The 25,989-nt window shown below is 47.1% G+C and carries 18 protein-coding genes and 1 tRNA gene; 10 read left to right on the top strand and 9 right to left on the bottom strand.

Features of this window, described 5'->3' with window-relative positions; genetic code table 11:
* Entirely contained in the window at nucleotides 1-612 is a 612-nt protein-coding gene (locus tag QUA58_RS08240) for an alpha/beta fold hydrolase (RefSeq protein WP_333250920.1), read from the top strand.
* A gap of 118 nt (nucleotides 613-730) precedes the next feature.
* Here QUA58_RS08240 and QUA58_RS08235 read toward each other — a convergent pair whose 3' ends face one another.
* Nucleotides 731-1,168 (bottom strand): VOC family protein, encoded by a 438-nt coding sequence (locus QUA58_RS08235; protein WP_333393612.1) that lies wholly within the window; start codon nucleotides 1,166-1,168, stop codon nucleotides 731-733.
* Nucleotides 1,169-1,179: 11 nt separating this feature from the next.
* On the opposite strand from QUA58_RS08235, the gene QUA58_RS08230 reads away from it, so the two are divergent.
* Nucleotides 1,180-1,992: a TIGR00297 family protein gene (locus QUA58_RS08230; RefSeq protein ID WP_333393610.1), complete on the top strand. Its 813-nt coding sequence runs from the start codon at nucleotides 1,180-1,182 to the stop codon at nucleotides 1,990-1,992.
* 175 nt (nucleotides 1,993-2,167) lie between these two features.
* Here QUA58_RS08230 and hetR read toward each other — a convergent pair whose 3' ends face one another.
* The 3 genes from hetR to QUA58_RS08215 form a co-directional block, all read right to left on the bottom strand.
* Nucleotides 2,168-3,073 carry a heterocyst differentiation master regulator HetR gene (gene hetR, locus QUA58_RS08225; protein ID WP_333251106.1) on the bottom strand — a complete coding sequence of 302 codons (906 nt, stop codon included), beginning with the start codon at nucleotides 3,071-3,073 and terminating at the stop codon, nucleotides 2,168-2,170.
* Between the two features lie 1,376 nt (nucleotides 3,074-4,449).
* Entirely contained in the window at nucleotides 4,450-4,680 is a 231-nt protein-coding gene (patX, locus tag QUA58_RS08220) for a heterocyst-inhibiting protein PatX (protein WP_333250930.1), read from the bottom strand.
* A 96-nt stretch (nucleotides 4,681-4,776) separates the two neighbouring features.
* Nucleotides 4,777-6,579 (bottom strand): FAD-dependent oxidoreductase, encoded by a 1,803-nt coding sequence (locus tag QUA58_RS08215; RefSeq protein ID WP_333250933.1) that lies wholly within the window; start codon nucleotides 6,577-6,579, stop codon nucleotides 4,777-4,779.
* Between the two features lie 331 nt (nucleotides 6,580-6,910).
* Here QUA58_RS08215 and cysC point away from each other — a divergent pair, with 331 nt between their 5' ends.
* The 5 genes from cysC to QUA58_RS08190 all read left to right on the top strand — a co-directional run bounded on the left by cysC (nucleotide 6,911) and on the right by QUA58_RS08190 (nucleotide 15,235).
* A complete protein-coding gene (gene cysC / locus QUA58_RS08210) occupies nucleotides 6,911-7,435 on the top strand; it encodes an adenylyl-sulfate kinase (protein ID WP_333250935.1) in 525 nt (174 codons plus the stop codon).
* A gap of 37 nt (nucleotides 7,436-7,472) precedes the next feature.
* Nucleotides 7,473-9,191 carry an SLBB domain-containing protein gene (locus tag QUA58_RS08205; RefSeq protein WP_333250937.1) on the top strand — a complete coding sequence of 573 codons (1,719 nt, stop codon included), beginning with the start codon at nucleotides 7,473-7,475 and terminating at the stop codon, nucleotides 9,189-9,191.
* A 143-nt stretch (nucleotides 9,192-9,334) separates the two neighbouring features.
* Nucleotides 9,335-11,662 carry a polysaccharide biosynthesis tyrosine autokinase gene (locus QUA58_RS08200; protein ID WP_333250940.1) on the top strand — a complete coding sequence of 776 codons (2,328 nt, stop codon included), beginning with the start codon at nucleotides 9,335-9,337 and terminating at the stop codon, nucleotides 11,660-11,662.
* Nucleotides 11,663-12,085: 423 nt separating this feature from the next.
* The gene (locus QUA58_RS08195; protein WP_333393609.1) at nucleotides 12,086-13,453 is read left to right on the top strand and encodes an NAD-dependent succinate-semialdehyde dehydrogenase; all 1,368 of its coding nucleotides are present in this window, start codon (nucleotides 12,086-12,088) and stop codon (nucleotides 13,451-13,453) included.
* A gap of 144 nt (nucleotides 13,454-13,597) precedes the next feature.
* On the top strand, nucleotides 13,598-15,235 hold the full coding sequence (locus QUA58_RS08190) for an acetolactate synthase large subunit (RefSeq protein ID WP_333393607.1): 1,638 nt from the start codon (nucleotides 13,598-13,600) through the stop codon (nucleotides 15,233-15,235).
* Nucleotides 15,236-15,499: 264 nt separating this feature from the next.
* Here QUA58_RS08190 and QUA58_RS08185 read toward each other — a convergent pair whose 3' ends face one another.
* The 5 genes from QUA58_RS08185 to murA all read right to left on the bottom strand — a co-directional run bounded on the left by QUA58_RS08185 (nucleotide 15,500) and on the right by murA (nucleotide 19,223).
* Complete coding sequence (locus QUA58_RS08185; RefSeq protein WP_333393606.1) at nucleotides 15,500-15,676, bottom strand: hypothetical protein; 177 nt, start codon at nucleotides 15,674-15,676, stop codon at nucleotides 15,500-15,502.
* Nucleotides 15,677-15,771: 95 nt separating this feature from the next.
* The gene (locus QUA58_RS08180) at nucleotides 15,772-16,647 is read right to left on the bottom strand and encodes a DMT family transporter (protein WP_333393605.1); all 876 of its coding nucleotides are present in this window, start codon (nucleotides 16,645-16,647) and stop codon (nucleotides 15,772-15,774) included.
* Nucleotides 16,648-16,780: 133 nt separating this feature from the next.
* Nucleotides 16,781-16,862 (bottom strand) — tRNA-Leu (locus QUA58_RS08175).
* Nucleotides 16,841-17,710 carry a M48 family metallopeptidase gene (locus QUA58_RS08170; protein ID WP_333393604.1) on the bottom strand — a complete coding sequence of 290 codons (870 nt, stop codon included), beginning with the start codon at nucleotides 17,708-17,710 and terminating at the stop codon, nucleotides 16,841-16,843. Before QUA58_RS08170 ends, QUA58_RS08175 begins: the two co-directional genes overlap by 22 nt.
* Nucleotides 17,711-17,804: 94 nt before the next feature.
* The gene (gene murA, locus QUA58_RS08165) at nucleotides 17,805-19,223 is read right to left on the bottom strand and encodes a UDP-N-acetylglucosamine 1-carboxyvinyltransferase (RefSeq protein ID WP_333393603.1); all 1,419 of its coding nucleotides are present in this window, start codon (nucleotides 19,221-19,223) and stop codon (nucleotides 17,805-17,807) included.
* 365 nt (nucleotides 19,224-19,588) lie between these two features.
* Here murA and smc point away from each other — a divergent pair, with 365 nt between their 5' ends.
* From smc to QUA58_RS08150, 3 genes are all read left to right on the top strand, one after another.
* On the top strand, nucleotides 19,589-23,437 hold the full coding sequence (gene smc, locus QUA58_RS08160) for a chromosome segregation protein SMC (RefSeq protein ID WP_333393602.1): 3,849 nt from the start codon (nucleotides 19,589-19,591) through the stop codon (nucleotides 23,435-23,437).
* 68 nt (nucleotides 23,438-23,505) lie between these two features.
* Nucleotides 23,506-24,525, top strand: coding sequence for a PRC-barrel domain-containing protein (locus QUA58_RS08155; protein WP_333250965.1), 1,020 nt, complete (start codon nucleotides 23,506-23,508; stop codon nucleotides 24,523-24,525).
* 295 nt (nucleotides 24,526-24,820) lie between these two features.
* A complete protein-coding gene (locus tag QUA58_RS08150) occupies nucleotides 24,821-25,852 on the top strand; it encodes an SGNH/GDSL hydrolase family protein (protein WP_333250967.1) in 1,032 nt (343 codons plus the stop codon).
* Nucleotides 25,853-25,989 lie beyond the last annotated feature (137 nt).

The following is a 25,989-nucleotide window of genomic DNA, read 5'->3' as shown; positions in this document are numbered from 1 at the left end:
ATGAATAGCAATTTCAGCCGCAACCCAGTCTTGCTCATTCACGGAATCTTCCGAAAATCGGGAATTTTTTACAAAATGTCTGCCTACCTCACCCAACTGGGATGGTCAGTCTACACCCTCAATCTCTCGCCCCATTGGGGCAACGCCAGCATAGACGAATTAGCCCAACAAATAGCAGATTATATAGACAAAACCTTTGCGCCAGAACAGCATTTAGATATAGTAGGATTGAGCATGGGCGGTTTAGTAACTCGCTACTACCTACAAAGGTTAGGTGGCATTAACCGAGTGCAGCGCTTTATTGCGATATCTTCTCCTCACAGTGGTACTTGGATGGCTTACACTCTCTGGGGAAAAGGCTGCGTTCAAATGCGTCCGGGCAGTGCTTTTCTAGAAGATTTAAATCGAGATGCTGCCTTGTTGGAAAAGCTCAATTTTACTTCGATTTGGACAGATTGGGATTTCATCATCGTACCCGCTTCTAGTTCCCAAATATCTGCTGCCAAAGAAGTAAAATTGTCTGTTTTCGCCCATGCCATGATGGCGAGGCATTCCAGCAGTTTAAAAGCGGTCGCAGAAGCACTTTCAGAACCATTGAAAAATTCTTATTAACTTGTGGCGACTATCATTTGTACGGTTCGTCAGCATACAGATGCTCAATGACATACCAAATAACTCTCTGCTGACGCACCCTACTAGCTGTCAACTGTCAACTGTCAACTGTCAACTGTCAACTGTCAACTGCATCGCCAACTTCAGCGTATTCGCTGCGACCAAAAATTGCTTCAGTTTCACAATAATACTTGAACTCAAGTATATTGTGGAAAGGGTCTTCTAAGAAGAAAGTACGGTGTTCTGTAGGCAAACCGACAAATCGCCGTCTCGGTTCTTGATAGAAATTTAAGTTGTTTTGCTGGGCTTTCTCTAACAACGCTTCCCAGTCTGCTTCGGAAGTAAAAATTAACCCAAAATGCCTGGGATAGATGCCTCGCTGAGGCGTCAAAGCTTCGCGGCTGACGTGGGCGACAATTTGATGGCCACACAAACCCATAATCGCAGAATTTGGCGATTCGCGACCTAGTTCGCAGCCGAGCCCGTCTACGTAGAACGCTTTGGTTTGGGCAATATCGGTCACGGGGAAGGCAAGATGAAATAAGACTTGGCTCATGGAGGTACTAAATGCAAAATTCAGAATTGTTCTTTAATTATTTATCTTGGTCTAATCCTTGGTTGATGGCGATCGCCCTCAATACATTTTTACTCGCGATCGCCACCATTGCCCCAAAAAAATTGCTCACTCCCGCTGGCCAATTTCACGGCTGGATATTGGGCGTCCTCATCTGGGGCTGTTTGGGATGGCAAGGCTATGCTGTGGTGATGTTTTACTTTCTTGTCGGATCGGGAGTTACCCGCATCGGCCAACCCCAAAAAGAAGCAGAAGGCATAGCCGAAAAGCGTTCAGGCGCCCGAGGCCCAGAAAATGTCTGGGGTTCGGCTTTAACCGCTACTCTTTGCGCTGTGGGAGTTTTGGCATTATCTATTTTAGGCAATACAGGCAAGATGTCTGTACCACAAGATGCTATTTCCCTGTTATTGCTGGGTTACGCGGCGAGTTTTTGCACCAAACTTTCCGATACCTGCGCTAGCGAAATCGGCAAAGCTTACGGGAAGCGGACTTTTTTGATTACTAGCTTGCAGCCTGTACCTAGGGGTACCGAAGGGGCCGTAAGTTTGGAAGGAACGATCGCGGGTATTGTCGGCTCAATTTTGATTGCGCTTTTAAGTTGGGCCGTCGGATTAATTGACTTGGCAGGAATTCTTTTTTGTGTTGTTGCAGCTTTTATTGCCACGAACATCGAGAGTGTGATTGGGGCGACGGTGCAATCAAAGTTTGAGTGGCTGACGAACGAGGTGGTAAATTTTTTTAATACACTCATAGGAGCGATCGCAGCGATTATTTTAGCGGCGACATGGAGAGCTTTTTTAGCTTAGTTCATCCTGGACGCATTCGCTACCCAATCAACCGGGTTTTTTACGATAATTCAAACGATTAACGCAGTATTTTTGGAACAAAGGCCGGTTGCCCCGTCCAGGGCTATTAGCTATTAATCATTAGTCATTAGTCTCAAGCAATCAACTCATGACTAATGATTAATAACTAATCAAACTAAGCGTCGTCTTGCGGCCCAAACACCATTTGTACAATCATCGTCGGTTCGCCCCGCTTGTGATAGCGATCGGCCCAATTGCGAATAATTTCATCTAATTCCTCAAGGGCTTGGTCGAGCCGTTCCGGCGGAATATCCAAAGTCTCCATAATTCGCATCACCTTTGGTTGTTTTTCCGCCCAATCCTTCATCAGCCGGAAATATCTAGCCGTATCCTCAACCATAGTAAATGTCCGCTCTTCCTGCTCTGCGGGAGAGTAAGTAGCGCGAGTGAGGGCATAAAACGGCATTCCCCAAGGGGAATCAATACGAGTAACTGTCCCAGAATAAATCAAGCGTCGCTTAATGTGTTCTGCTAGAGCTTCGCTCAAAGGCATTCGCCTGTCTGGAGACATATCTTCTTGCGATCGCCTGTGCAGAAACTCGATCAACTCCATAAACTGAAAAGAATTGATCAGTTGAGCGTCTGGCGGATTCGGAGGAACCTTGCCTTCGAGATATTTTTTTTCATCTACAGTCAAATTGTTTCCCGGAATGCGAGGGCGTCCCGGCATCCAAGCATACTGTTCCAGCCAGACATAAGGAAACTGAATCAAATACCTAGGTTCTTGCGAACCCAACATTTTCAGCAATTTTCCCTGAGTCAGAGCTTCCCGGACTTCTTCAACAATCACCTTCACCCGTTTAGGCTCAATGTGATGCAAGTGTCCGGTCATCCGCAGGTTGTTGTCCTGCTCCATATAAGTCATATAAATGGCACACTTAGCCGCCGTTGCGGCCGCGTCTAGAAACGCCCCGTGCCTGTGCCCACTGGTTCTCATGGCGCTAAACGCCAGATATAGCATGATCTGATCCATTGCACTAGGGCTGAGGCTTTTGACCAGATCCAAAGAGTCATTTTTCATCACTATCCCCGAAATAGCCAAACTAGGAGGCATCTTGCGATCCTCCATTAAATTATTGCGAGAGCGCCGAATCAAGCATAGCCGACTGTCGCCGGAAAGCTTGCCAGCTACCCTAATATTCAGGTTAGTTAATTTCCCTGAGGTAACAGGGGCATGGGCTTAAAGGCTATCCACACCGCATAAGTGGTTCTTATTGGTGGCGAATTTAAGTAGATTGCTGCACCCTTTGCGCTCACGGTTTACCTATATATAAGTTAGTTATCGCAAGTTTATTATAGTGCAGCCGTTGAAAATTAAACCCTACCTGTGGGGGGGAGAACGTAAATAACTGTTGCGATCGGAGGAATTTGAGGCGGCTCCGATCGCAACAGTGCTTAAATACTCCTGGACGGCGACACCAGGTTCGATCGACTAAAATACGGGGTTGATGCCCTGGGATATCGGTTGAAAAACCCCACCATCGGAGTCCTGCGGGTAATTCCTATTTCATTGAAACATTTCAATACAAAACCGCCACCTACGAGAGTCTATCTTTAGGTAGATGGCAGCTCCAAGTTAATATGCGCTAATAGTAATACAAAAAAATCTCGTAATAACTGTCAAATAACTGTCAACAAAAAGTGCAGTTGCCTGACGAACCAGAAAAATTAGAGTCCCAGAAAATTAGTTTGCTCACTCGACACGGGCGGCATCGAAACCAGCCTCGAAATAAGTCAGTTGCGGAACTAGGTTTCTGGCAATGCGATTAAAATTGTTGTAGTGGCTGAATGTCAGTGCGGGGCTCCATAAAATTACGCCGTGGACTTCTGGGGCGAGGGAGCTCTCCTCTTTGTTGAGTTTGCGCTGACAACATATATTGAGCGGTGGCAGTTTCTAGCTGTTCGACTGGGGATTCAAGGGATAGAGCGGCGGTAGCACTCAAGCTAAGGCCCAACAGGCTCAATAAAGCAATTGCTGTGTAGTTTTTCATGGGTAGTATCCGTGTCAGTGTCTATTTAGAGATACGGACTTTTCCCTTGCTCATCAGGATTGATTTCCCAGAAATTGCCAGACTATTCAAAAAACATGATGTGAGAATTATTTAACTTTTCAAATTGTGTCACCCACAGTAAATTTTAGTTGCCTAACTTGACAGGGTGAAATGTATCTAAAGCCTTGAACATACAAAACCACTATTTATCGAAAGAGTAAATCTCTCGATAAATAGCGGTTGAAGCTTGAGATGATCATTTTTTACACAGAATAAGTATTCTAATGACTGTCAACAAGAAGTGCAGTTGCCAGACGAACCTGACTTTCCTAGAATCCCAGAAAATCCGATCGACACTGGCGGCCGAAACCGACTCATTGGTGGAACTCCCTTTCGTCCCATGCCATTAAAATGCTGGTATGTGATGGGTGTAAAGATGAGGCTGAATGAACTGTCTGCGTCCGCTGCCTCTTTCAGGAGAACGATCGCCTTTTTCTTGTTGAGTTGGCGCCAAGACAATATAATCAGCGGTGGCAATTGCCAGCAGTTCGACTAGGCATTCAAAAGCACTCTGGGCGCTGGCACTCAAGGTAATGCCCAACAGGCTTAGTAAAGCAATTGCAGTGTAGGTGTGCATGGGTAGTATCCGTGTCAGTGTCTATTACCTGATACAGACTTGCCCCGATCGATCAGGATAGATTTCTGTGCAATTTTCGGATCTTTGCAAAAAACCTCACCTCTTCAATTCTACGGATTCTGCCAGCAGCCAAGTACCGGCAAAATTCAGCCTGCCCCATACTGTCAGAGGCTTTTCGGTTTCGCAATTCTGTAAAAATCTGTCGGTTTCCGAGTCCAAAGTGACGAGTTGCCAAGTTTGACCGGCCGCAGATGCTGGGCTTGTCAGGGTTAGTGTCCAGTCTTGTTCGCCGATGCGGTGGAAAATGCCCGAAAATTGGGTCGGGGTATTTGCTGTTTTAATGCTTTGTTTCTCTACTGACTCCTGACATTCGCCGCTGGCGGGATATGCTTCAGGTCGATCGAGATAATAGCGTTGCCAATCGAGCCAATCCGATCGATCCCGTGTCAAATTAAATAAAGGAATAACTGCCGCCCTCGCCTCGGAATCTTGCAGCAAAGCTTCTTGCAAAACCCTCACCGGCAAATCGCGCGGCTGACATCCAGATTCCGCGCACAAAGCCGCCGCCATCCCCGCCGCCTGTCCGATATTCATCACAACAGGCTGCAAGCGAGTTGCACCGTTGGCGATGTGAGAGACGGAAATATTTTTTTCGCAGACTAGCAATCCGTCTGTACTCGCAGGAATTAGCGCACTGTAGGGAATTGTAAACAAAGTGCCAGTCCAGCGGCCGCCCCAACGGATTGATTTTGGCTGCAGAGGAATGTCGCCACTGGGGTAGTGGTGGTCATTAGCATAGTTGCCGATCGCAATTGTCTCGCAAATTCCCTCACAATTGATCGGCAATTTCGCAACTCTACCGCCGACAATCGGCAAAATATCTTGTTCTCTGACTGTACTTATTCCTCGCAAACGGCGGCTTTCTCGGTAGTAAGGATGTAAGGCGAAGGAAGGAAGAATGGGAGAATTTTGTTGATTTTCGCTCTGGGAAATGGGGAAAATGTTCTGTGCTAAGCCGTAGCGGTGGCCGAGTTGCATTTGAATGCAGCGGGCGAAACTTTGGCTGTGCCAGAGACTTTCTTGGAGGAATTCTTGTCGAGATGTTTCAGATGCAATTAGTCGATCAACCCCTTCACCATAATCATTACCTCGAATCGGCCAATTAATCATCAACAATCCGCCCGGAAGTCGGCCGTAATTGAGAAATTTTTCGGGGGTGTAACCGTCCCAAGCACCAGTAAATTGATCGGGATTGTCAACAGGCGGCGCGGGAATTTTTGGTGCAACCGCACCTAAGCCAAAATCCTGCATGATTGCCACCCAAGTCGGAGATTGCACCGAATACCGTTGTGTGAGATCGTTAGGGGCGATCGGCGCGCTGGGTTCTCCCCACTCGGCTTGGAATTCCCAACCCCAGCGGTACCCAACCTCCGCTAAAGCCAGCAAATCTCCCAATTCCGTTGCATCCAAAGTGATTTTTGCCGAAACCGTAAAATCTGCAAACCGAACGCCAGAAATGCGATCGCCCTCACATAGCACATCTTGAGCTGTTTGTCCAGAAATCCACTGCAAATTCGGCAAACATTTAACCCAATCAGCGAAAATTTCAGCACCGATGCGGGGATCGTAAGTAAAAAAACTGACCCAGCCCCAATCCAAACCTCCCGGCTGTCCCTGCTGGAGTTCCCGTAAAAAGGCGCCCCACAAACCGGTTTGAAAAGCTGCTAATTCATTGCCATCGGGGGCAGAAACGCCTGCTGCAGTCAGCATTCCTCCCAGCCAGGGGAATTCGCTTACTAAAATAGTTTTGGCACCTCGGCGGGCTGCTTGCACGGCTGCTGCTGTGCCGCCGGTGCCGCCACCGACTACCAAAACATCTGCTTTTAAGACCGAAGACATGGGCAATACCATTTTAGATTTTAGATTTTAGATTGCGAAAGGCTCAGTAAGGTGATGAGTGCACTACAGATAGATGTTCGGCGTTGGCGATCGCGAATTAAATTTTACTGTGTAAAGACTTGACAAATAATAAATCGGGAATTATGTATGCAGCGAGCGCACAATTTTGTTACTAAATGACTGCAGGAGCGATCGCAAATTTTGATTTCTCATTTTTGGTGCGCCAATATTGGCAATATGACACCGCGAATAACGATAATAGAAAAAAGGGAACAGCATCTATAAAGTTTTACGTCTTAATACTTTCCCAGTTACTAATTAACGGCTGAAAATGGAAAAAGGTTTTATTTTGTGGTTCACCGGGCTGAGCGGTTCCGGCAAGACAACTATCACCAAAGCTCTCGAACCCGAATTGAAGGCAAGAGGTTGCAAAGTTGAAATATTGGATGGAGATGTCGTTCGCACCAACTTGTCAAAAGGTTTGGGATTTAGCCAAGAAGACCGAGATACTAATATTCGGCGGATTGGATTTGTAGCTCACCTGCTGAGCCGCAATGGAGTAGTCGCAATGACCGCAGCTATTAGCCCCTACAGAGCAATTCGCGACGAAATTAGAGCAATGGAGCCCAATTTTGTTGAAGTATATATCACAGCGCCGTTAGAAGTGTGCGAAGGTCGCGATGTCAAGGGACTATACGCTAAGGCGAGAGCAGGAGAAATTAAGGGTTTTACGGGAATTGACGATCCTTATGAAGAACCGCTTAATCCTGAGATTATTTGTTACACAGAGCGAGAAAGTGTGGAAGAGAGTGTTAAAAAAGTTCTGACCAAGTTAGAGCAGTTGGGTTACATTTGATGTTGGCGGGGTTGGATGAGGATAGGGGCAAAAAGCGATGGTGGTGAAAAGTTATTCGCGCAAGGTGCAACTTGAGAAAAAATCTCACCCTTGTTTCCCCTTCGCGGAGAGTCCAAGGGAAGAAGTTCTCCCCTTTTCTGCAAAGAGAGGGGCTGAGGGAGACGTTTCCAGCAAAAGCTGCAAGCTGGGTTATTGGGTAAGCAATGCTGTCAAAAGTTTAATTGCCCAAAGTTTAACAGTGTCAGTGCTCGCGGCGGTGGGTTCATCTCCTGCGGCGGCCCAGTTTATGCCTCCTCCTCCTCCTCCTGGTGATACGGGTTCTCCTGTTCCTGTACAAGTACCCGCAGCGCCGGGATTTCCCGCAAGTGCGCCTTCAAGTGTACGATCGGAAGTTTACACTTTGGGAGCGGGCGATCGTATTCAAATAGACATCTTCAACGTCCCGGAATACAGCGGCCCCAACGGTCAACACCAAGTACAGGCAGACGGTTCCCTGAGTTTGCCGTTAATTGGCAGCGTTTCCGTGTACGGGATGACCTTAGAACAAGCTTCTAATGCTGTTAAAGACAAATACGGCAAATACCTTAAACGTCCTTGGATTACCCTCAAACTGCTAGCGGCACGTCCTTTGCAAATTGCGATCGCGGGCGAAATTAACCGCCCCGGAGCCTATACAATATCCTCAACAGCAGGCCCCGGAGGCACAGCAGAGCAAATGGGAACTCAAATGCCAACGATATCGAGGGCTCTGCGAATGGCCGGCGGAATTACGCAGTCAGCAGACGTGCGACAAATCAAAATCCGCCGCCCCCAGCGCAACGCACCGGAACAAATTATTAGTGTGGATTTGTGGGAATTATTGCAAAACGGCGATTTGCAGGCAGATCTGACTTTGCGCGACGGCGATACTATATTTATTCCCACTGTAACTAGCCTCAACATCCAAGAAGCACCGACTTTAGCAGTAGCTAACATTACCGGACAAAGCACTCAACCAATTAATATTGCTGTGGTGGGCGAAGTAACTCGCCCCGGTACTTATACTTTGGCAAAAGAGGCTCAAAGTAGGGTACAAGAGAATGAAATGGGTGAAAATTCTGGTTTGTTTGCTGCCAGGGAAACCAACGGCGGGGAAACTGTTTTGCCGCAAACTGTAACGAGGGCAATTAAAATGGCGGGCGGCATTACGCCGGTAGCTGATATCAGACAAATACAAGTTCGCCGACTGACGCGGGCGGGTACAGAACAAATTATTAATGTGAATTTGTGGCAACTTTTGGAAGGGGGAGATGTATCCCAAGATTTAGCGCTGCAACAGGGAGATACGGTAATCGTTCCCAAAGCCGAAAATCTTGATGAAACCCAAGACGAACAAGTTGCTAATTCTAATTTTTCACCGGATACGATTAAGGTGAACATTGTGGGAGAAGTCGTGAAACCGGGAGCGATTGCGGTGCTGCCAAACACTACTTTAAATCAAGCGCTGGTAGCAGCAGGAGGTTTTAATAAAGCGCGGGCCGAAATGGATTCGGTGGATTTAATTCGCCTCAATCCTAACGGCACTGTTTCGCAGCTAACTGTTAAGGTTAATTTTTCCGCAACAGCAAATCAAGAAACTAATCCCAAACTGCAAAATAATGATGTAATTATGGTAAAGCGATCGGGCCGCGCTACGTTCTCGGATAATGTAGGTGGGACTCTCGCTCCTCTCAGCCCGCTGTTAGGAATATTTCGGTTGTTCAATATTTTTCGGTGATTTGAATAGACTGGCATTAAGACCTCAGAAACCCGCTTTATAGAAAAAATTGCGGTTTGGCAATGCAATATCTAGGAATCAACCAGTTTCCTAAAACTCCGCCACCAATACAGACGTTTAAACTAATAAGTTGTAGAAATCCAATGAAACCAGGCAAAAGAGCTCAATTAGCACTGTTTAATAACCATAAAAAAGCCGCTGATCTGCAAAAAATATCTTCTGTCCTTTATGAAGAAGATCAATTTTTAGGCAGAGACAAAACACAGGAAGAAGAGTTAAGTTTTTGGGAAGTTTGCCGCAGTCGCTCCATCTTAGTCATCGGCGTAGCCGCGGCAGTGACTACCGGGGTTTTCGCCTGGACGCTGAATCAAAAAAGCGAGTACGAAGGGCGCTTTCAATTATTAGTAGAACCAGCAGTTACGCAAAATACTTTAGCAAAAATATACTCCGGGGATCTGAAACTGCAACCAGCAGCCCCCGCGACGACAGAAAATGCCGGTTTTGACTACGAATCCCAAATTCAAGTTTTGCAAAGCCCGCAAGTAATGTCGCCGATTATTAAACAGTTGCAGGCTAAGTATCCCGAAATAAATTACAATTACCTTTTGAACCAAAAAGCCGATAATTTGCCGTTTTCTCAGGAAACTAGGTTATCAATTAATCGCTTCAAAAATACCAAGATTATCGAAGTGAGATATCGGGATTATGATCCGAAAAAAATTCAGTTTGTTTTGGAAAAAGTTGCGCTAGGCTACCGCAACTATAGCGCGCAAGATACCAGAACTCAAATTAGTCAGACTCTGGATTTTGTGAAATCGCAAATTCCCAATCAGCAAAAGCGCCAACAAGCTCTGCAAACAGAAATTCAAAAATTGCGGCAGCAGTACAATTTCATAGATCCGCAAATTCAAACCCAACAGCTTTCGCAGCAAATCAGCCAACTTCAAGCGCAAAGATTGGACGCGCAAACGCAGTTCAACCAGCAGAGATTGCTCTATTCCAATCTGCAAAATCAGCTCGGACTAAACCAGCAGCAAGCGCTGATGGCTTCGGCTCTGAGTCAAGCTCCCCGCTATCAAGCGATGCTGACTCAATTGCAACAATTAGAAGGGCAAATTGCGATTAACTCGGCTACGTTTACAGACCAAACTCCGCAAATGCAATTGTTGCGAGAACAGCGCAAGAACCTGATTCCTTTGTTGAAGAAAGAAGCCCAAGAGGTTCTGGGAACTGATTTGGCTAAGGTAAGTTCACAAGTGCTGGCTTTTCAAGATCCGGTGCGGATTAAGTTAATCGAGCAGTTTATCGGTACTGCTAATTTAATTCAGGTGCTGGGCGTGCGGAATCAAGTTTTGGAACAAGCTGCTAAGCAGTTGAATCAATACTCTCAAAAATTCCCGGTGATTTTGCGGCGCTATTCTGATTTGCAGCGCGAGTTGGATTTGACTAACAATACGCTGAATGGTTTGCTGGCAAAACAGCAAGCTTTGCAGCTTGAAGCTGTGGGCAAAAAAGAGGTGGCTTGGGAAGTTATTGCTAAGCCGGAAATTCCGCGCTACAAAAATGGCGAGTTGATGGCTGTTGCTCCGATTATGCCTTTGAATTTGGCTTTGGGGGGATTGGCTGGTTTGCTGTTTGGTATGCTGGCGGCGCAGTTGGCGGAACGGTTTAACAATAAAACGGTGTTCCAAACTCCAGAGGATGTCAAACAGTCGATTCGCCTGCCTTTGTTGGGGGTGATTCCTGCTAGCGATAAAATTTTGAGACTTCCTCCTGCTGAGACAAGCCCGGTGGATGTGGCAATTTCGCCGATGCCGACGGATGCTTTTCAAGAAGCTTTTCGCTCGCTCAATGCGAATATTCGTTTACTAAACCTTGATACTCCAATCAATTCTTGTGTAATTACTTCTTGTCAAGTAGCTGACGGCAAGTCTACTGTAGCAGTCAATCTGGCGCGGGCGGCTGCTGCAATGGGCCAGCAAGTGCTATTGGTGGATGCGGATTTGCGGCGCCCGCAGGTACACGAAATGCTGGGTTTACCGAATTGGCAAGGCTTGCACAATGTGATTGCTGAGGATGTGGATGTGCAACAGGTGATTGTGCGATCGCCCCGCGATGAAAATTTGTTTGTGTTAACATCAGGCCCGGTTCCTCCCGATCCGACAAAGGTGCTTTCTTCCCGAAAAATGCAGCATTTAATGGCTGCTTTGGCAAGTCATTTTGACTTGGTTATTTACGATACTGCGCCGCTTTTGGGGTTGGCTGATGCGAATTTGTTGGCGGCTCACACTAACGGATTGATGCTGGTAGTAGGCCTGCATCAAACTGAGCGGGAGGCGCTGTTGTTGGCTTTTGAGGATTTAAAAATGGCGGGAATTCCGCTGTTGGGAATGGTGGCGAATAACGATAAGGGCAGCAGGTATTACTATCAGTCTTACGTCCAGGATTACGTCCAGGAACAGTCTGTTTGAGGGAGAGGAATTGAGAAATGTGTAGTGGAACAGGCCGTCGGACCTGTTGTTGAGAATGCAAGGCGGGCGGGACACCCGACAAGATATTTCATCCATCTTGCACGATTAATTGTGAATAAAGCTGTCAGGGGCGGGCGGGACGCCCCACAAGAAGATTTAACTTTTGTGGAACAGGCCGTCTAGCCTGTTAAGCGAGATTTGTGCGTGATTTCAGAAAGACAAATTTTCTTAAGATTTGCGATCGAGACTCTGAACTATAATTAAAAGTAGAGAAATTTAAACAAATCGCGGCACTTGCAAATTGGCAAGACCTGAAAGAAAACGTGGCTGGTAAATTCCTATTTTGTAATACCTTGATACAACTCCCTGCCGAGGCTGAAAATTAGCAGGGAGTTTTGTGTTTTTCACACAGGAGATGAAACCATGGCTATTGCTACTATCAACCCGGCAACGGGAGAAACGCTGAAAACTTTCGAGCCGATCGCCGATGAGGCCATTGAAGCTAAGCTGGAATTAGCACAGCAAGCTTTTAAAAAATACCGCCAACTGCCGTTTGAGCAGAGAGCCATCTGGATGCAGAAAGCTGCAGACATCTTGGAACGCGATCGCGAAATTTATGCTGAAATGATGACCCTGGAAATGGGCAAAACGCTCAAATCTGCGATCGGCGAAGTGGAAAAATGCGCCTTAGTTTGTCGGTATTACGCCAAAAATGCCGCTCAATTTATGGCAGACGTACCGGCAACCACTGACGCTAGCAGCAGCTTTGTCCGCTACCAACCGCTGGGCCCTATTTTAGCCGTCATGCCGTGGAATTTCCCATTTTGGCAAGTTTTTCGGTTTGCGGCGCCCGCACTGATGGCGGGCAATGTCGGCTTGCTCAAACACGCTTCCAACGTGCCTCAGTGCGCTTTGAAAATCGAAGAAATTTTCACGCTTGCTGGCTTTCCCGAAGGAGTTTTTCAAACTTTGTTAGTCGGCGCCGACAAAGTAGCTGATATCGTTGCGGACGATCGTATAAAAGCAGCAACTCTCACCGGTAGCGAACCAGCGGGTGAAAGTTTGGCAGCAAATGCGGGCAAAAATTTGAAAAAAGTAGTGCTGGAATTGGGAGGAAGCGACCCATTTATTGTGATGTCCAGCGCCGATTTAACAGCAGCTTTGTCAACTGCTGTGACATCCCGGATGCTGAATAACGGTCAATCTTGCATCGCGGCCAAACGCTTTATTTTAGCAGAAGAGATTGCCGACGAATTCATCACAGGATTTGTCGAAAAATTCGAGCAATTAAAAGTAGGCGATCCGATGTTGCCCGAAACCGATATCGGCCCTTTAGCTACTCCCGCAATCCTCAAAGACTTGGACAATCAAGTGCAAACTTGCGTCCAATCGGGAGCAAAACTTCTGACAGGTGGCCGCCCATTGTCAGAGAATGCCGGCAATTTCTACTTGCCAACTATTCTGGCAGATATTCCGCCGAATGCCTCTGCCCGTCAAGAAGAATTTTTCGGGCCCGTAGCTTTAGTATTCCGAGTTGCAGGCATTGATGAGGCGATCGCCCTCGCAAACAGCACATCTTTTGGCTTGGGTGCGTCAGCTTGGACTACAGTAAACTCAGAGAGCGATCGCTTTATTTCCGAACTAGAGGCCGGCGCGGTATTCATCAACGGTTTAGTAAAATCCGACCCGAGATTACCCTTCGGCGGCATCAAACGCTCCGGTTACGGACGCGAATTGAGCATCCAAGGAATGCACGAATTTGTTAACATAAAAACAGTGTGGGTGAAATAAGCTCCCACTCTATCAACCGATCGCACAAATCTACATAAGTCTGCGTTTATCTGCTTTTACCTGGGGTTAAAAAGTCCCATTTAGTATTTTTGCGATCGGTTTAAAAAGACCCACAACCCCCATTAACCGAGGAGAAAAACGGAAATGAACACAGCTCAACTATTGGTAAAATGTTTAGAAAATGAAGGCGTCGAATACGTCTTCGGACTTCCCGGAGAAGAAAATTTAGAAATTTTAGAAGCCCTGAGAAACTCTTCAATTAAATTTATTACTACTCGCCACGAACAAGGCGCCGCTTTCATGGCAGACGTTTACGGTCGTCTCACAGGCAAAGCCGGCGTTTGCTTGTCCACCTTGGGCCCTGGCGCAACTAACTTAATGACAGGAGTTGCTGATGCCAACTTAGATGGCGCTCCTTTAATAGCAATTACCGGACAAGTCGGCACAGACAGAATGCACATAGAATCGCACCAATATTTAGATTTGGTCGCTATGTTTGCACCAGTTACTAAGTGGAATGCTCAAATTGTCCGCCCCAGCACGACGGCAGAAATTGTCCGCAAAGCCTTTAAAGTAGCTCAAAGTGAAAAGCCGGGAGCAGTTCACATTGACTTACCTGAAAACATTGCAGCAATGCCTGCTGAAGGAATGCCGCTCACCAAAGACAACCGCGAAAAAACTTTTGGTGCTTACCAAAGCTTGAATAAAGCCGCTGTGGCAATTTCCAAGGCAAAAAGTCCTCTACTTTTAGTAGGAAACGGCGCGATCCGCGCTAATGGCAGCGATGCTTTGACACAATTTGCTACTCGATTGAATATTCCCGTAGCTAATACTTTCATGGGCAAAGGTGTAATTCCTTACACTCATCCTTTGGCACTGTGGACGACGGGATTGCAAAAACGGGATTATATTAGTTGTGCTTTTGAAGAAACGGATTTAGTGATTGCTGTTGGCTACGATTTGATTGAATATTCCCCGAAGAAGTGGAATCCAGAAGGAAAAATCCCGATTATTCACATTGGATCTCTGCCTGCAGAAATTGACAGCAGTTATATTCCTCTTATAGAAGTTGTGGGGGATATTTCTGATTCCCTCAATGAAATTTTGCAGCGTGCCGATCGCATGGAGAAAGTAGACCCTTTTGCTAAGCAATTGCGGGCGGATATTCGCGCTGGGTACGAACAATATGCAGCCGACGATGGTTTCCCGATCAAGCCACAAAAACTCATTTACGATTTGCGGCAAGTCCTGGGCCCGGAAGATATTCTTATATCTGATGTGGGAGCTCACAAAATGTGGATCGCGCGGCACTATCATTGCGATCGCCCGAATACCTGTTTGATTTCCAACGGATTTGCGGCGATGGGAATTGCGATTCCGGGTGCGGTAGCTGCAAAACTCGTTTATCCCGATCGCAAAGTAGTAGCAGCCACCGGCGACGGCGGTTTTATGATGAACTGTCAAGAGTTAGAAACTGCTTTGCGAGTCGGTACTAATTTTGTGACGCTGATCTTTAATGACGGCGGTTACGGGTTAATTGAATGGAAGCAGCAAGATTATTTTGGTCATTCCGATTTCGTCAAATTTGGCAATCCAGATTTTGTGAAATTTGCCGAAAGTATGGGTTTAAAAGGCTATCGTGTGGAAGCTGCAACCGATTTAATTCCCATCCTCAAAGAAGCCCTGGCTCAAGATGTTCCTTGCGTGATTGACTGTCCGGTAGACTATCGGGAAAATGCGCGTTTCAGTCAATTATCTGGGGATATGAGTTGCAATTTGTAAGAGTAGCTAGAGCCCCGGCTTCTTAAAGAAGTCGGGGCTCTAATAATGGATATTCTTCGAGATAGAGTTTTGTAGCTTGTTTAAGATTGGCGATCGCTTCTTCTATGGTTTCGCCTTGGTCAACTGTGGGGACTTCTGGACATTCGGCAATGTACTTCTGCCAATTATTTTACCCAAGTAAGTAACTACACAAAATTAATTACATAAAGACTTCTTGCTAGGTAAGGCTTTCACGCGAAATATTGTGTAATTAATTTTGCACGACTACTTATGAGAAGCATAAATCACTTCCTCTTCCTTCTGGTGAGCGTTTGCAATTGGCTTCTCAATATCTCCGTAGAGTTTTGTTTCCACTTGTCGGAGTTGTGATATCAAATCCGGTAGCATCGGAATTAATATTACCCACTGCTTTCGAGACGGCGCCGTGCCTAATCGAGTCAACAGTTAACACTCAACCATTCAGTTTTTCGACCCGCCCGTCAACAGTCAACAGTCAACAATCATTCCGGTGGCACCGGAATTGATATCAAATCTAATCACTTCAAACCCAATAATAAGGCGATTCCGCTGATCGCACCAACTACCCCCAAAACAGCCCGAATGCTCACTTTTTCGCCCGCTAACACCGCTAAAGGCAGTATAAATAGGGGACTGGTAGAAATAAGTGCTTGAGCTATTCCTGCGGGTGCATATTTCAGCGCAGTCTGTTGCAGGAAAATTCCGAGATAGGTTCCTAAAAAAGCTGCCATAATTATTGCACCTAATATTTTTGGCGCTTTTAATTGGTTAAAAGTGTCAAGGTTTGTTGGGTTCAAAAAGCATAGCATGACTGCCATGCCGCCGCTCAAACGCAAGGCTGCTGTCCACAGGGGATCAATATCTATTTGAGTGAAGGCGGCGCGGGATAAAACTGCTCCCGCGGCGTGGCTTGTTTGTCCTAATAAACTAATACCTAATCCTTGCCAAAGATGTTTTGATGGTAAGGTTGTTTCGGCTGTTCGTTCGGCAATTACCCACGCTACGCCGCAGATAGTTAAAAGAATGCCTGTACAAGCAATGGGCGATAACTTTTCTTGCAAAAATATTAACCCCAATAAAGCTGTTAAAGGGGGAGATAGGGTTTCTAAAAGCAGCGTTCGCCTCGCGCCTAAATATTTTAATACGATAAAGAAAGCGGTGTCTCCGATGCCAATTCCTAGGCCGCCGCTGATGAGCAGCATTGCTAAAATATTAGGGTTGATTGCGGGTAAGGGTTTACCTAAAATTAGTAGAGTCGCAAGGAGCATGAAAAGGGCGATCGCGCCTTTGAGCAAGTTTAGCACCACTGCGGGGAGTTGCTGTCCTACTCGCTGCCAGATTGTCGAAGATAGAGCCCAGACAAATGCAGCGCCTAAAGCGGCGATTTCACCCATAAAATCTATTGACTGTTGACTGTTGTAATTAGTTACCAATTAGCAATTGCCAATTCGCAATTCCCCATGCCATATAAATTAGGGTTCCAGACTAATCATCTGGAACCCTAGATTTATTAAGCTTTTTTAGCAGTGGGCGGGGAGAGAATCGAACTCTCATACCTTTCGGTGTCAGATTTTGAGTCTGATGCGTCTACCAATTTCGCCACCCGCCCTTTTGGGTTTCACCATCATAACACACCGATCGATTTTTGTCAAGCAAAGATTCATAATCTTTTGAACTTGCCCAGCGATCGATCTCTCTGGCCCGCAATACTGGTACAGGATGGGACAACTGAGCCGTTTGAGCTTGTTTGAGCAGATCTCCCAGTTGAGTGCTGCTGAGGTCGTCGTAGGCCCGCGCCTGCGCCAAAAACGCATCTACATTCAGTTTCGGAGCTAAAGTCGGCGAACCTCCGGCCAGCTTCATCAACACGGATGCTACCACTTTTGGGTCTTGGGTGGCGAGCAAGGCGGCGCGATCGCACGTAAATTCCGCACACCGCAACCATTCCAACATTTGCGCCTGCAAACCTTGCGCGATCACGGTTCCCACAGGCGAAAATTGACCGGCGGCCAATACAATTAAATTAGCCAGAGTCAGGTAAACTCCGTGCTCGCACTTCAAATGCCCCAACTCGTGAGCAATTACTGCCTTAACTTCCTCGTCTGTGAGCAAATCAATCAGGGAAGTGTGCATCACCACAAACGGCTGTTTTCCCCGCATCGCAAAGGTGTAAGCATTCGGCATCGGATGCTGGCGGACATAAAGCTGCGGCGGTTCCAAATCCAGAGTTTTGCAGGCATCCACCAGCAATTGATGCAGGTGGGGCAGTTGATTTTCGCCGACTTGGACGCTGGAAGCCAGATTTTCGAGCATGAAAAACTGTTCGCCAAGTTGTCCCAGCAACTGCCGGACGATCAAATCCAGGCCGGGCAGTTGTTTGAGAGCGCTGGTAGCTTCCAAGTCTAGCGGGTGGCGAAACTGGTCTGCTTTCAAACCGATAAGCGGTATGTTCGACATTGTAGTGATTATTCCTTAGTCAACAGTTAAGAGTCAACCGTCAACCGTCAACAGTTAACCGTCAACAGTCAACAGTCAACGGTCAACTGACTAATTAACAGTTTAAACCCGATCGCACGGGATTGACAGGAGCCTCAGCAGTCGCCGGGTCTGTACCCTCTTTGACCCGTCGCAACTTAGCTCCCAATTTTTGCAGTTTCACCTCTAACTGCTCGTAGCCGCGGTCTAAGTGCTGCAAGCTGCTGATGGTTGTGACACCCTCGGCTGCAAGTCCCGCTAACACTAACGCCGCCGAAGCCCGCAAATCTGTTGCCACTACCGGCGCACCCGACAGCCGCGACACTCCGCGCACAATCGCTACATTGCCTTTAAGACGAATGTCGGCGCCCATGCGGTTGAGCTCTGCTACGTGGCGCAAGCGATTCTCAAACACGGTTTCTTTGATCAAGCTGTCTCCTTCGCTCAGCGTCAGCAAAGCCATAAACTGAGCTTGCATATCTGTGGGGAAACCAGGGTAAGGCAGAGTTTCGATGTCTGTGGCCGAGTGAGTTTGACCGGGAACTATCCGCAAAATGTCGGGGGATTCTGCAATAATTTTCGCCCCAATTGTCTTCAATTTGGCAATGACTGCGGTCAGGTGGTCGGGAATTACCGGCGACAAACTGATTTCCGAGTGAGTGATGGCTCCTGCTACTAAAAATGTTCCGGCTTCAATGCGATCGGGAATAATTGAATAGTCTACCGCGTGCAGCTTGGGAACTCCCGAAATGACGATCGTATTCGTGCCGGCGCCTTGAATTTTTGCTCCCATAGCGCGGCAGAAATTCGCCAAATCTGCGACTTCCGGCTCTTGAGCCGCATTTTCAATCACGGTTTCTCCTTCAGCCAGAGTCGCCGCCATCATCAAAGTTTCAGTTGCGCCAACGCTGGGGTAGTCCAAATAAATTTTGGCTCCTTTCAGGCGGCGGTTCGGCCCTTTGACGTAAGCGTGAACCGTGCCGTGGTCGATGTGGACTTCGGCACCGAGGGCTTGCAGACCGCGAACGTGGAGTTCAACGGGTCGGGCACCGATGGCGCACCCACCGGGCAAGGGCACTTTGGCAAATCCCAAACGCGCTACCAGCGGCCCGATGATGAAGAAGCTCGCCCGCAGTTGGCTGACTAATTCGTAGGGGGCTTGAGCGTCTATGAGGTTGCTGGCGTTGATGTCTAAAACGTCCCCGTTCTGCTGTAATTTGACTCCTACAGCCGAGAGAATTTGCCCCATGCGGGCGACATCGACTAGACCGGGAACGTTGCGGAGACGGCAATCCTCTGGGCATAGCAGGGCTCCTGCCATGACTACTAAGGCCGAGTTTTTGGCGCCGCTGATTTTGACGTGTCCTTTAAGGGGCTCGCGACCCCAAATTTGCAATACTTGTTGGTCGCTTTCAGGTGAAGCTGGCAGGTTTGATGAGTTCTGAGCTGGTGTAATGGGTTTGCCCTCCATAATGCGCTTCGTTACTTTATACATTATTAATTTTGGTTCGATTTTACCGGAAAGTTTTTATATGTCTAGGGGTAACATGAGGAATTCCGGAAATTATATTGACTGGAATTCATTAGGGACAAGGCTTTCAGGTTTGATCGCACAAATAATGTCGATCGAGTCTCATGGAGTTATCTGTATCAAAATTTACGTTCATTTGTAGCGATCGCTCGGATCACAGATATTGTACCTTTGTCAATGAACTTTTTAAGTAAAAGCCGGCTGGGTTGTTGACAAAGGTGTAAGATATCGGTTCGATCGACAATGAGCGAAAGTTAACATATTGTCGATCGCCCCAATGCCTGTGCTACCCTGTGACAAAACCCTAGAGCCAAAGCTACTCCTAGCATATGGTTCATATTAAGCGGATCGAACTAACTAACTTTAAATCTTTTGGCGGCACAACGTCGATTCCCGTGCTGCCAGGTTTTACTGTGGTTTCCGGGCCCAACGGTTCTGGGAAGTCCAACATCCTCGACGCTTTGCTGTTTTGTCTCGGACTTTCGACTTCTAAGGGAATGCGGGCCGAACGTTTGCCGGATTTGGTCAACAGCGCCCAAAACAAACGCGGTACTATAGAAGCTAGCGTGACTGCGACTTTTGCACTGGAAGATGTGGGCGACGAATGGTTCGCCCGGGATGAAGATGAGGAGGAAATCTCAGAAACTCAAGAGAGTAACGAACAACTATCTGCTGCTAATCCACAATCGGCTGAGTTATCTGTGGAAGCAGAAGACGTAGAAGCAATCGAAATTACAGAAACTCAAGACAACAACGGACAATCACTTCCTGTCAATCGAAAATCCAAAATCCAAAATCCAAAATCGGAAGAGTTATCTGTTGAAGACGTAGAAGAGATAGAAATCGCAGCAACTCAAGACAACAACGGACAACTACTCGCTACAAATCGAAAATCGAAAATCGAAAATCCAAAATCGGATGAGTGGAGTGTGACGCGCAAACTTCGGGTAACTCGCCAAGGTACTTACACTTCAACTTATTACATTAACGGTCAACCTTGCACGCTAACTCAACTTCACGAACAACTCAACCGTTTGCGAATTTATCCCGAAGGCTATAACGTCGTGCTGCAAGGAGACGTTACCAGCATTATTTCAATGAATTCTAAGGAACGCAGAGAAATCATTGACGAATTAGCTGGCGTGGCTCAGTTCGATCGCAAAATCACCTTAGCTAGGCAGAAGTTGGATGAAGTTAAGGAGGTGGAAGAACGCAGCCGGATTGTAGAAAAAGAGCTGATTTCTCAGCGCGATAGACTCGCGAACGATCGCACAAAAGCGGAAAAATATCAAAAATTGCGGGCGGAACTTCAAGAAAAATCGCAATGGGAAATTGTGCTGAAATTCCGGCAATTGCAGCAGCAAGAATGGAAGCTGCGAGAACAAATCGAAACGGGCGATCGCACTTCGGCATCTCTCACCGAACAACTGCAAACAATTAGCACCCAAATTCAAGAAGCAACCGCTGAACTTGACGCACTGAATGCCCGCGTTAAAGCTTTGGGAGAGTCGGAATTGTTGGCTTTGCAAGCGACGATTGCGACTCAGGAAGCGGAACGGCGGCAACTGCAAAACCGCAAACAGGATTTGGAAAAAACTGCTGGGCAAATGGCTGCTAATATAGCACAAACCGAGCAAGAAGTTCGGCAATTTAAGCAAAGTTTGGAGCAAATTGAGATTGAAATATCTTATGTTAAGTCTCAGCAGGGGAGTTTTCAGGAACAGCGGGACGCAGCCCAGCAAAGTTTAAATGAAAATCGGGAAGTTGCAAATGCGATCGCCTCGACGGCCGAAGTTTGGGTACAGCAGCAAACGGAACTGCACCGCCAAATCGAAACAATTCAACAAACTTTGGAACCGCAGCGTACAGAACAAGCTACTATCGGAGAAAGAGCCGATCGCCTGCAAAGTCAAATTCAAGAACAAAACCAATCGCTGCAAGTATTGGAACAGGACATGGCAGCGAAAAAAACTCAGCAATCTCGCCTTGTGGAAACCAAAGGCATTGCATCTTTGCAAGTAGAATCGCTGAATCAGATTTTAGTCGAAGCCGAACAAGAATTGCAACTGCAACAGGAAACTCAAACTCGTTTGTTGGAAGAACAGCGGGAAAGACAGCGCAAATTAGACAAACTCGAAGTGCAGTTTCAAGCACTGCAAGAAGCGACGGGAACGTTTACTGCAAAAATTGTCGCGCAAAGCGGAATTGGCGGAGTTTGTGGCTTGGTGGCTCAACTGGGCCGGGTGGAGCCGCGCTATCAGTTGGCGCTGGAAATTGCGGCGGGCGGGCGCATGGGAAATATGGTGGTGGAAGATGACAGCGTGGCTGCTGCGGCGATCGAATTGCTGAAACAAAAACGGGCGGGAAGGATGACGTTTTTGCCTTTGAATAAGATTAGGGGCGGCAGGTATTCGGTGAATGAAAATTTGCGGCGCGCGGCTGGGTTTGTGGATGCGGCTGTTAATTTGATTGATTGCGATTCGCGGTATCAGGAAATTTTTGCTTATGTTTTTGGCAGTACGGTTGTGTTTAGCAACCTCAGTGATGCCCGCCGCTATTTGGGACAGTACCGCATTGTCACTTTGGACGGGGAAATTTTGGAAACTAGCGGGGCGATGACTGGGGGAAGTTCTACTAATAGATCTACCTTGCATTTTGGCACGGTTGAGGCTAGTGAGGCTGCTAGTGAAGCCAGGACGATCGCATCTTTGCAAGAAAGATTGGAGGAAATTGAGCGGATTTTGGAACGGTGCAAAATTGCGATCGACCGCGCGTCTGTTGCAGTCAAAACTCGCAGCCAAGAATTGATGGAAGCGAAACAGAATTTGCGCGAAAATCAGTTGCGCTTGGAACAGTTGGATTCAGAAATTAAGAATTTGCAAGCGCAACAGGAACAAGTGCGATCGCAAATTGCGAAAAATACACAGGAATTAACTAATTCGCGATCGAGATTGCAGTTGCTGGAACGAGAATTGCCCGCACAGGAAACTCAATTGCAGCAGTACCGACAAACTTTGGCGCAGTTGGAAGAGTCGAACAGTCACAGCGAATGGCAGCAAATGCAATCGAGTTTGCGCGCTCTGGAAGCGCAGCTCCAAGAGCGAGAATTGGCTCTGAGAAACGTCCAGCAACGCCTTGTAGACTTGGAAAATCAATTCGGGCGTTTGGAAGACAAAATTAAGGAAGGCAGCGATAAATTGCAGGAATGGCAAGTGCAGCAAAATGCGGGTGCGGATGCACTCGATCGCATTGTTTCGCAGCAGTTAGAACTCGACGGGCAAATTGCCGAAGCTAAGGCGGCTTTGGGGGAAATTGAGGAAAAATTGGGCGTGCAGAAGGGAGAGCGCGATCGGGCGGAATCTCAATTGCGAGAACAGCATTTAGCCAAACAACAGTTACAATGGCAGTTGCAAAAACTGCACGAAACCCAGCAAGAACGCCGGGAACAATTGGCCGCAATCCGCACTCTATTGGAAACGCAGCGGGCGGAAATGCCCGACCCCGTGCCGTCGATTCCTGAAAATGTCGAGAAAGCCAATTTGACGGAATTGCAGCAGGAAGTAAAGGCGATCGCGAAACGCATTCAAGCTTTAGAACCTGTCAATATGCTAGCCTTGGAAGAGTACAACCGCACTCAAGAACGCCTTCAAGAATTGAGTCAAAAATTGACGACATTGGAAGGAGAACGCACTGAACTGCTGTTGAGAATCGAAAATTTTACCACACTCAGGCGGCGCGCTTTTAAAGAAGCTTTCGACGCGGTTAACGAAAACTTTCAGACTATCTTTGCGGAACTTTCCGAAGGCGATGGCTATCTCCAGCTAGATGACCAGGAAGACCCCTTTAGCAGCGGCTTGAATTTGGTGGCACACCCGAAGGGCAAACCCGTACAGCGGCTGGCTTCCATGTCTGGAGGCGAAAAGTCGCTGACGGCGCTGAGTTTTATTTTTGCGCTGCAACGCTACCGCCCGTCTACGTTCTACGCTTTTGATGAAGTGGATATGTTTCTGGATGGGGCAAATGTGGAGCGATTAGCTAGAATGATAAAACGACAGTCTGAACAAGCCCAGTTTATTGTTGTGAGTTTGCGGCGACCTATGATTCAATCGGCTGAGCGTACAATTGGCGTTACTCAAGCGCGGGGAGCTTATACTCAAGTCATCGGACTGAAGTTGTAGTCCCGGAGTTTATGTTAACGCTCGTGTTGAGTGATATATGTACTTAATAAATCAGGATTAAAGTTAGAATGACATCCGAACAAATCTGCCAACGCTCCGATATTCTAGGGACTCAAGTCATCACCCGCGACAGAGGTAAACGCTTGGGGGTGGTTAGTCAATTGTGGGTGGACATTGACCGGCGGGAAGTTGTGGCGATCGGTCTGCGTGATAATATATTCGCGGTCGCTGGAATGCCGAGGTTTATGTTCCTCAACAATGTCAGCGAAATCGGCGACGTGCTGTTGGTGGAAGATGAGAGCGCGATCGAAGATGATGTTGATGTTGAAGTCTACAGCATTTTGATTAACAGCGAAGTTATTACCGAAACCGGCGAACTTTTGGGTAGAGTGCGGGGCTTTAGGTTCGACCCCGAAGACGGTAAGTTAGTCTCTATAATTATCGCTTCCCTGGGAATCCCCCAAATCCCCGACCAAGTTCTCAGCACTTACGAGTTGGGAATTGAAGAAATTGTCAGCAGTGGCCCGAATCGCTTGATTGTGTTTGAAGGTTCCGAGGAAAGGCTCAGGCAGCTTAGTGTGGGTTTGCTGGAGCGCGTTGGTTTGGGCCAAGCACCTTGGGAACGGGAAGAGGACGAGCAAGGTTATTATCCGAAACCCGTGGCTACGGGAAATCAATTGGGCCCGGGCGTGCGGATACCTGCACCGGAAATGCGGAGCCGGGTAGCCGCGCCTGCGGTGGAGGAAGTTCCTTGGGATGAGGATTTAGAGTGGAATCGGCCTGCGGTTCGCCAGCCGCCGATGCGCGCGGTGCAGGCACAGCAGCAGCCAATCGAGGATTACGAGGATTACGAAGAGGATAATTGGGGCGGCGAGGAGGACGATTACGAAGAGGAGGAGTACGAGGAGAAGCCGCAATACACTCGCGCTGAGATTTCTCGCCCGAAGCAGTCGGTGGTGGAGTACGAGGATGATGTGGAGGCTGATGCTTGGGCTGACGATGAGGCACCGAAGCCTTACCTGGCTCCTCGGGTGAATATCCCTGAGAAAACTAAGACTCCTGAGTATGAGGAGGAGCCTGGTTATTAGGAATTAATCTATCGGTTGGGCGGGAGCGGGTTTACGAGATTGTTTGTTTTAGACATAGATAATTGGTGAAATCCGCCCCTACAATTGCCTGTAGGGGCGGGTTTTACAAACAATATTTGAGGTTCACAAACAATCTCGTAAACCCGCCCCCACACAGCCGATAATCTAGATTAACCTGATGTTTGAGATCATGGAAAAAAATGTAGATTCCGATTATTCGTTGGGCGGGGGCGGGTTTATTATATTGTTGGTCTTACGCCGATATGGTTGGTGAAACCCGCCCCTACGATAAATTATGAAAAAAGACTTTATTAAAACCTCTATTTTCAGATTAATAACATATCTAATTTTTCCAATTTTTTTATCCACCACCACGGCTAAAATTGTCTTGCGAGTTGCGGGATACAAACCCTGGCAAATAGAAAATGTTGATGTTGCGGTCGAACCCAAAGGTAACTTTTTTACCAAAGACTCGGAACTCGGCTACAAGCATTTGCCGGGTAAATTCAAGGTGATACTTAACGGTAATTACTCATTTAATGCAACTCATCTCACTAAGAGTTTAAGAATAACACATCCCCTTAATACTTACAATTTATCGTCAAAAAAGCCAGAAATTTGGATATTTGGCTGTTCTTTTACCTACGGTTGGTCATTGAATGACAGCGAAACTTATGCTTGGTTGCTGCAAGAGAAATTACCCAAATATGAAATAGTTAATTTTGGCGTTAACGGCTACGGCACGCTGCACTCGTTGATTCAATTCAAAGAAGCACTCAAACAAGCACATAAACCCAAAGTTGCGGTGATTGCTTATGCGGGATTTCATGACCGCCGCAATACTTTGTTAAGGGCGAGAAGAAAGCAAATGGCTGCTTGGAATAAACTGGGTATTTTATTCCAGCCTGATGCTAGGCTGAATGGAGAAAATAATTTTACCTACAGCATGGCAAAACTTGAATATCACGAGTTCCCGCTGATGCGGGTTTCTGCATTAAGCCATTTTTTGGAGGTTAATTACAATCAGTTTGAAGAGGGATTGTACAAAAGTCACGAGGTTTCTAAGGCAATTATTCAAGAGTTTAACCGTGTGGCGGAGGTGAATGGTGTTAAGTTAGTCGTGGCGGGAATTAATGCCGGTTCTGCTAAGATGTTGGAGGAATTAAGTCAGGAGGGAATTGCTACGGCGGATATTTCGGTTGATTTAAAAGTACCTGCCAATAATAATTTACCTCATGACCTTCATCCAAGTGCGATCGCGAATCGGCAATATGCAGAAAAGTTGGAAGGTTTTTTGCAAGGGGCGGGTTTTGCGAATAATATTTAATACCAGCAGACAATCTAGATAAACCCGCCCCCACCCAGCCGATCGCCCAGATTAACTTTAGGATGCGATCGTATTTCACAAATGTAGATGCCGATTTGTGGTTGGGTGGGGGCGGGTTTTTGAGATTGTTAGTTTTT

Source organism: Microcoleus sp. N9_A1 (genome assembly GCF_036701795.1).
Taxonomy (GTDB): Bacteria; Cyanobacteriota; Cyanobacteriia; order Cyanobacteriales; family Microcoleaceae; genus Microcoleus.
The sequence above is the reverse complement of the archived record's forward strand: the minus strand, read 5'-3'. Positions and strand labels throughout refer to the sequence as shown.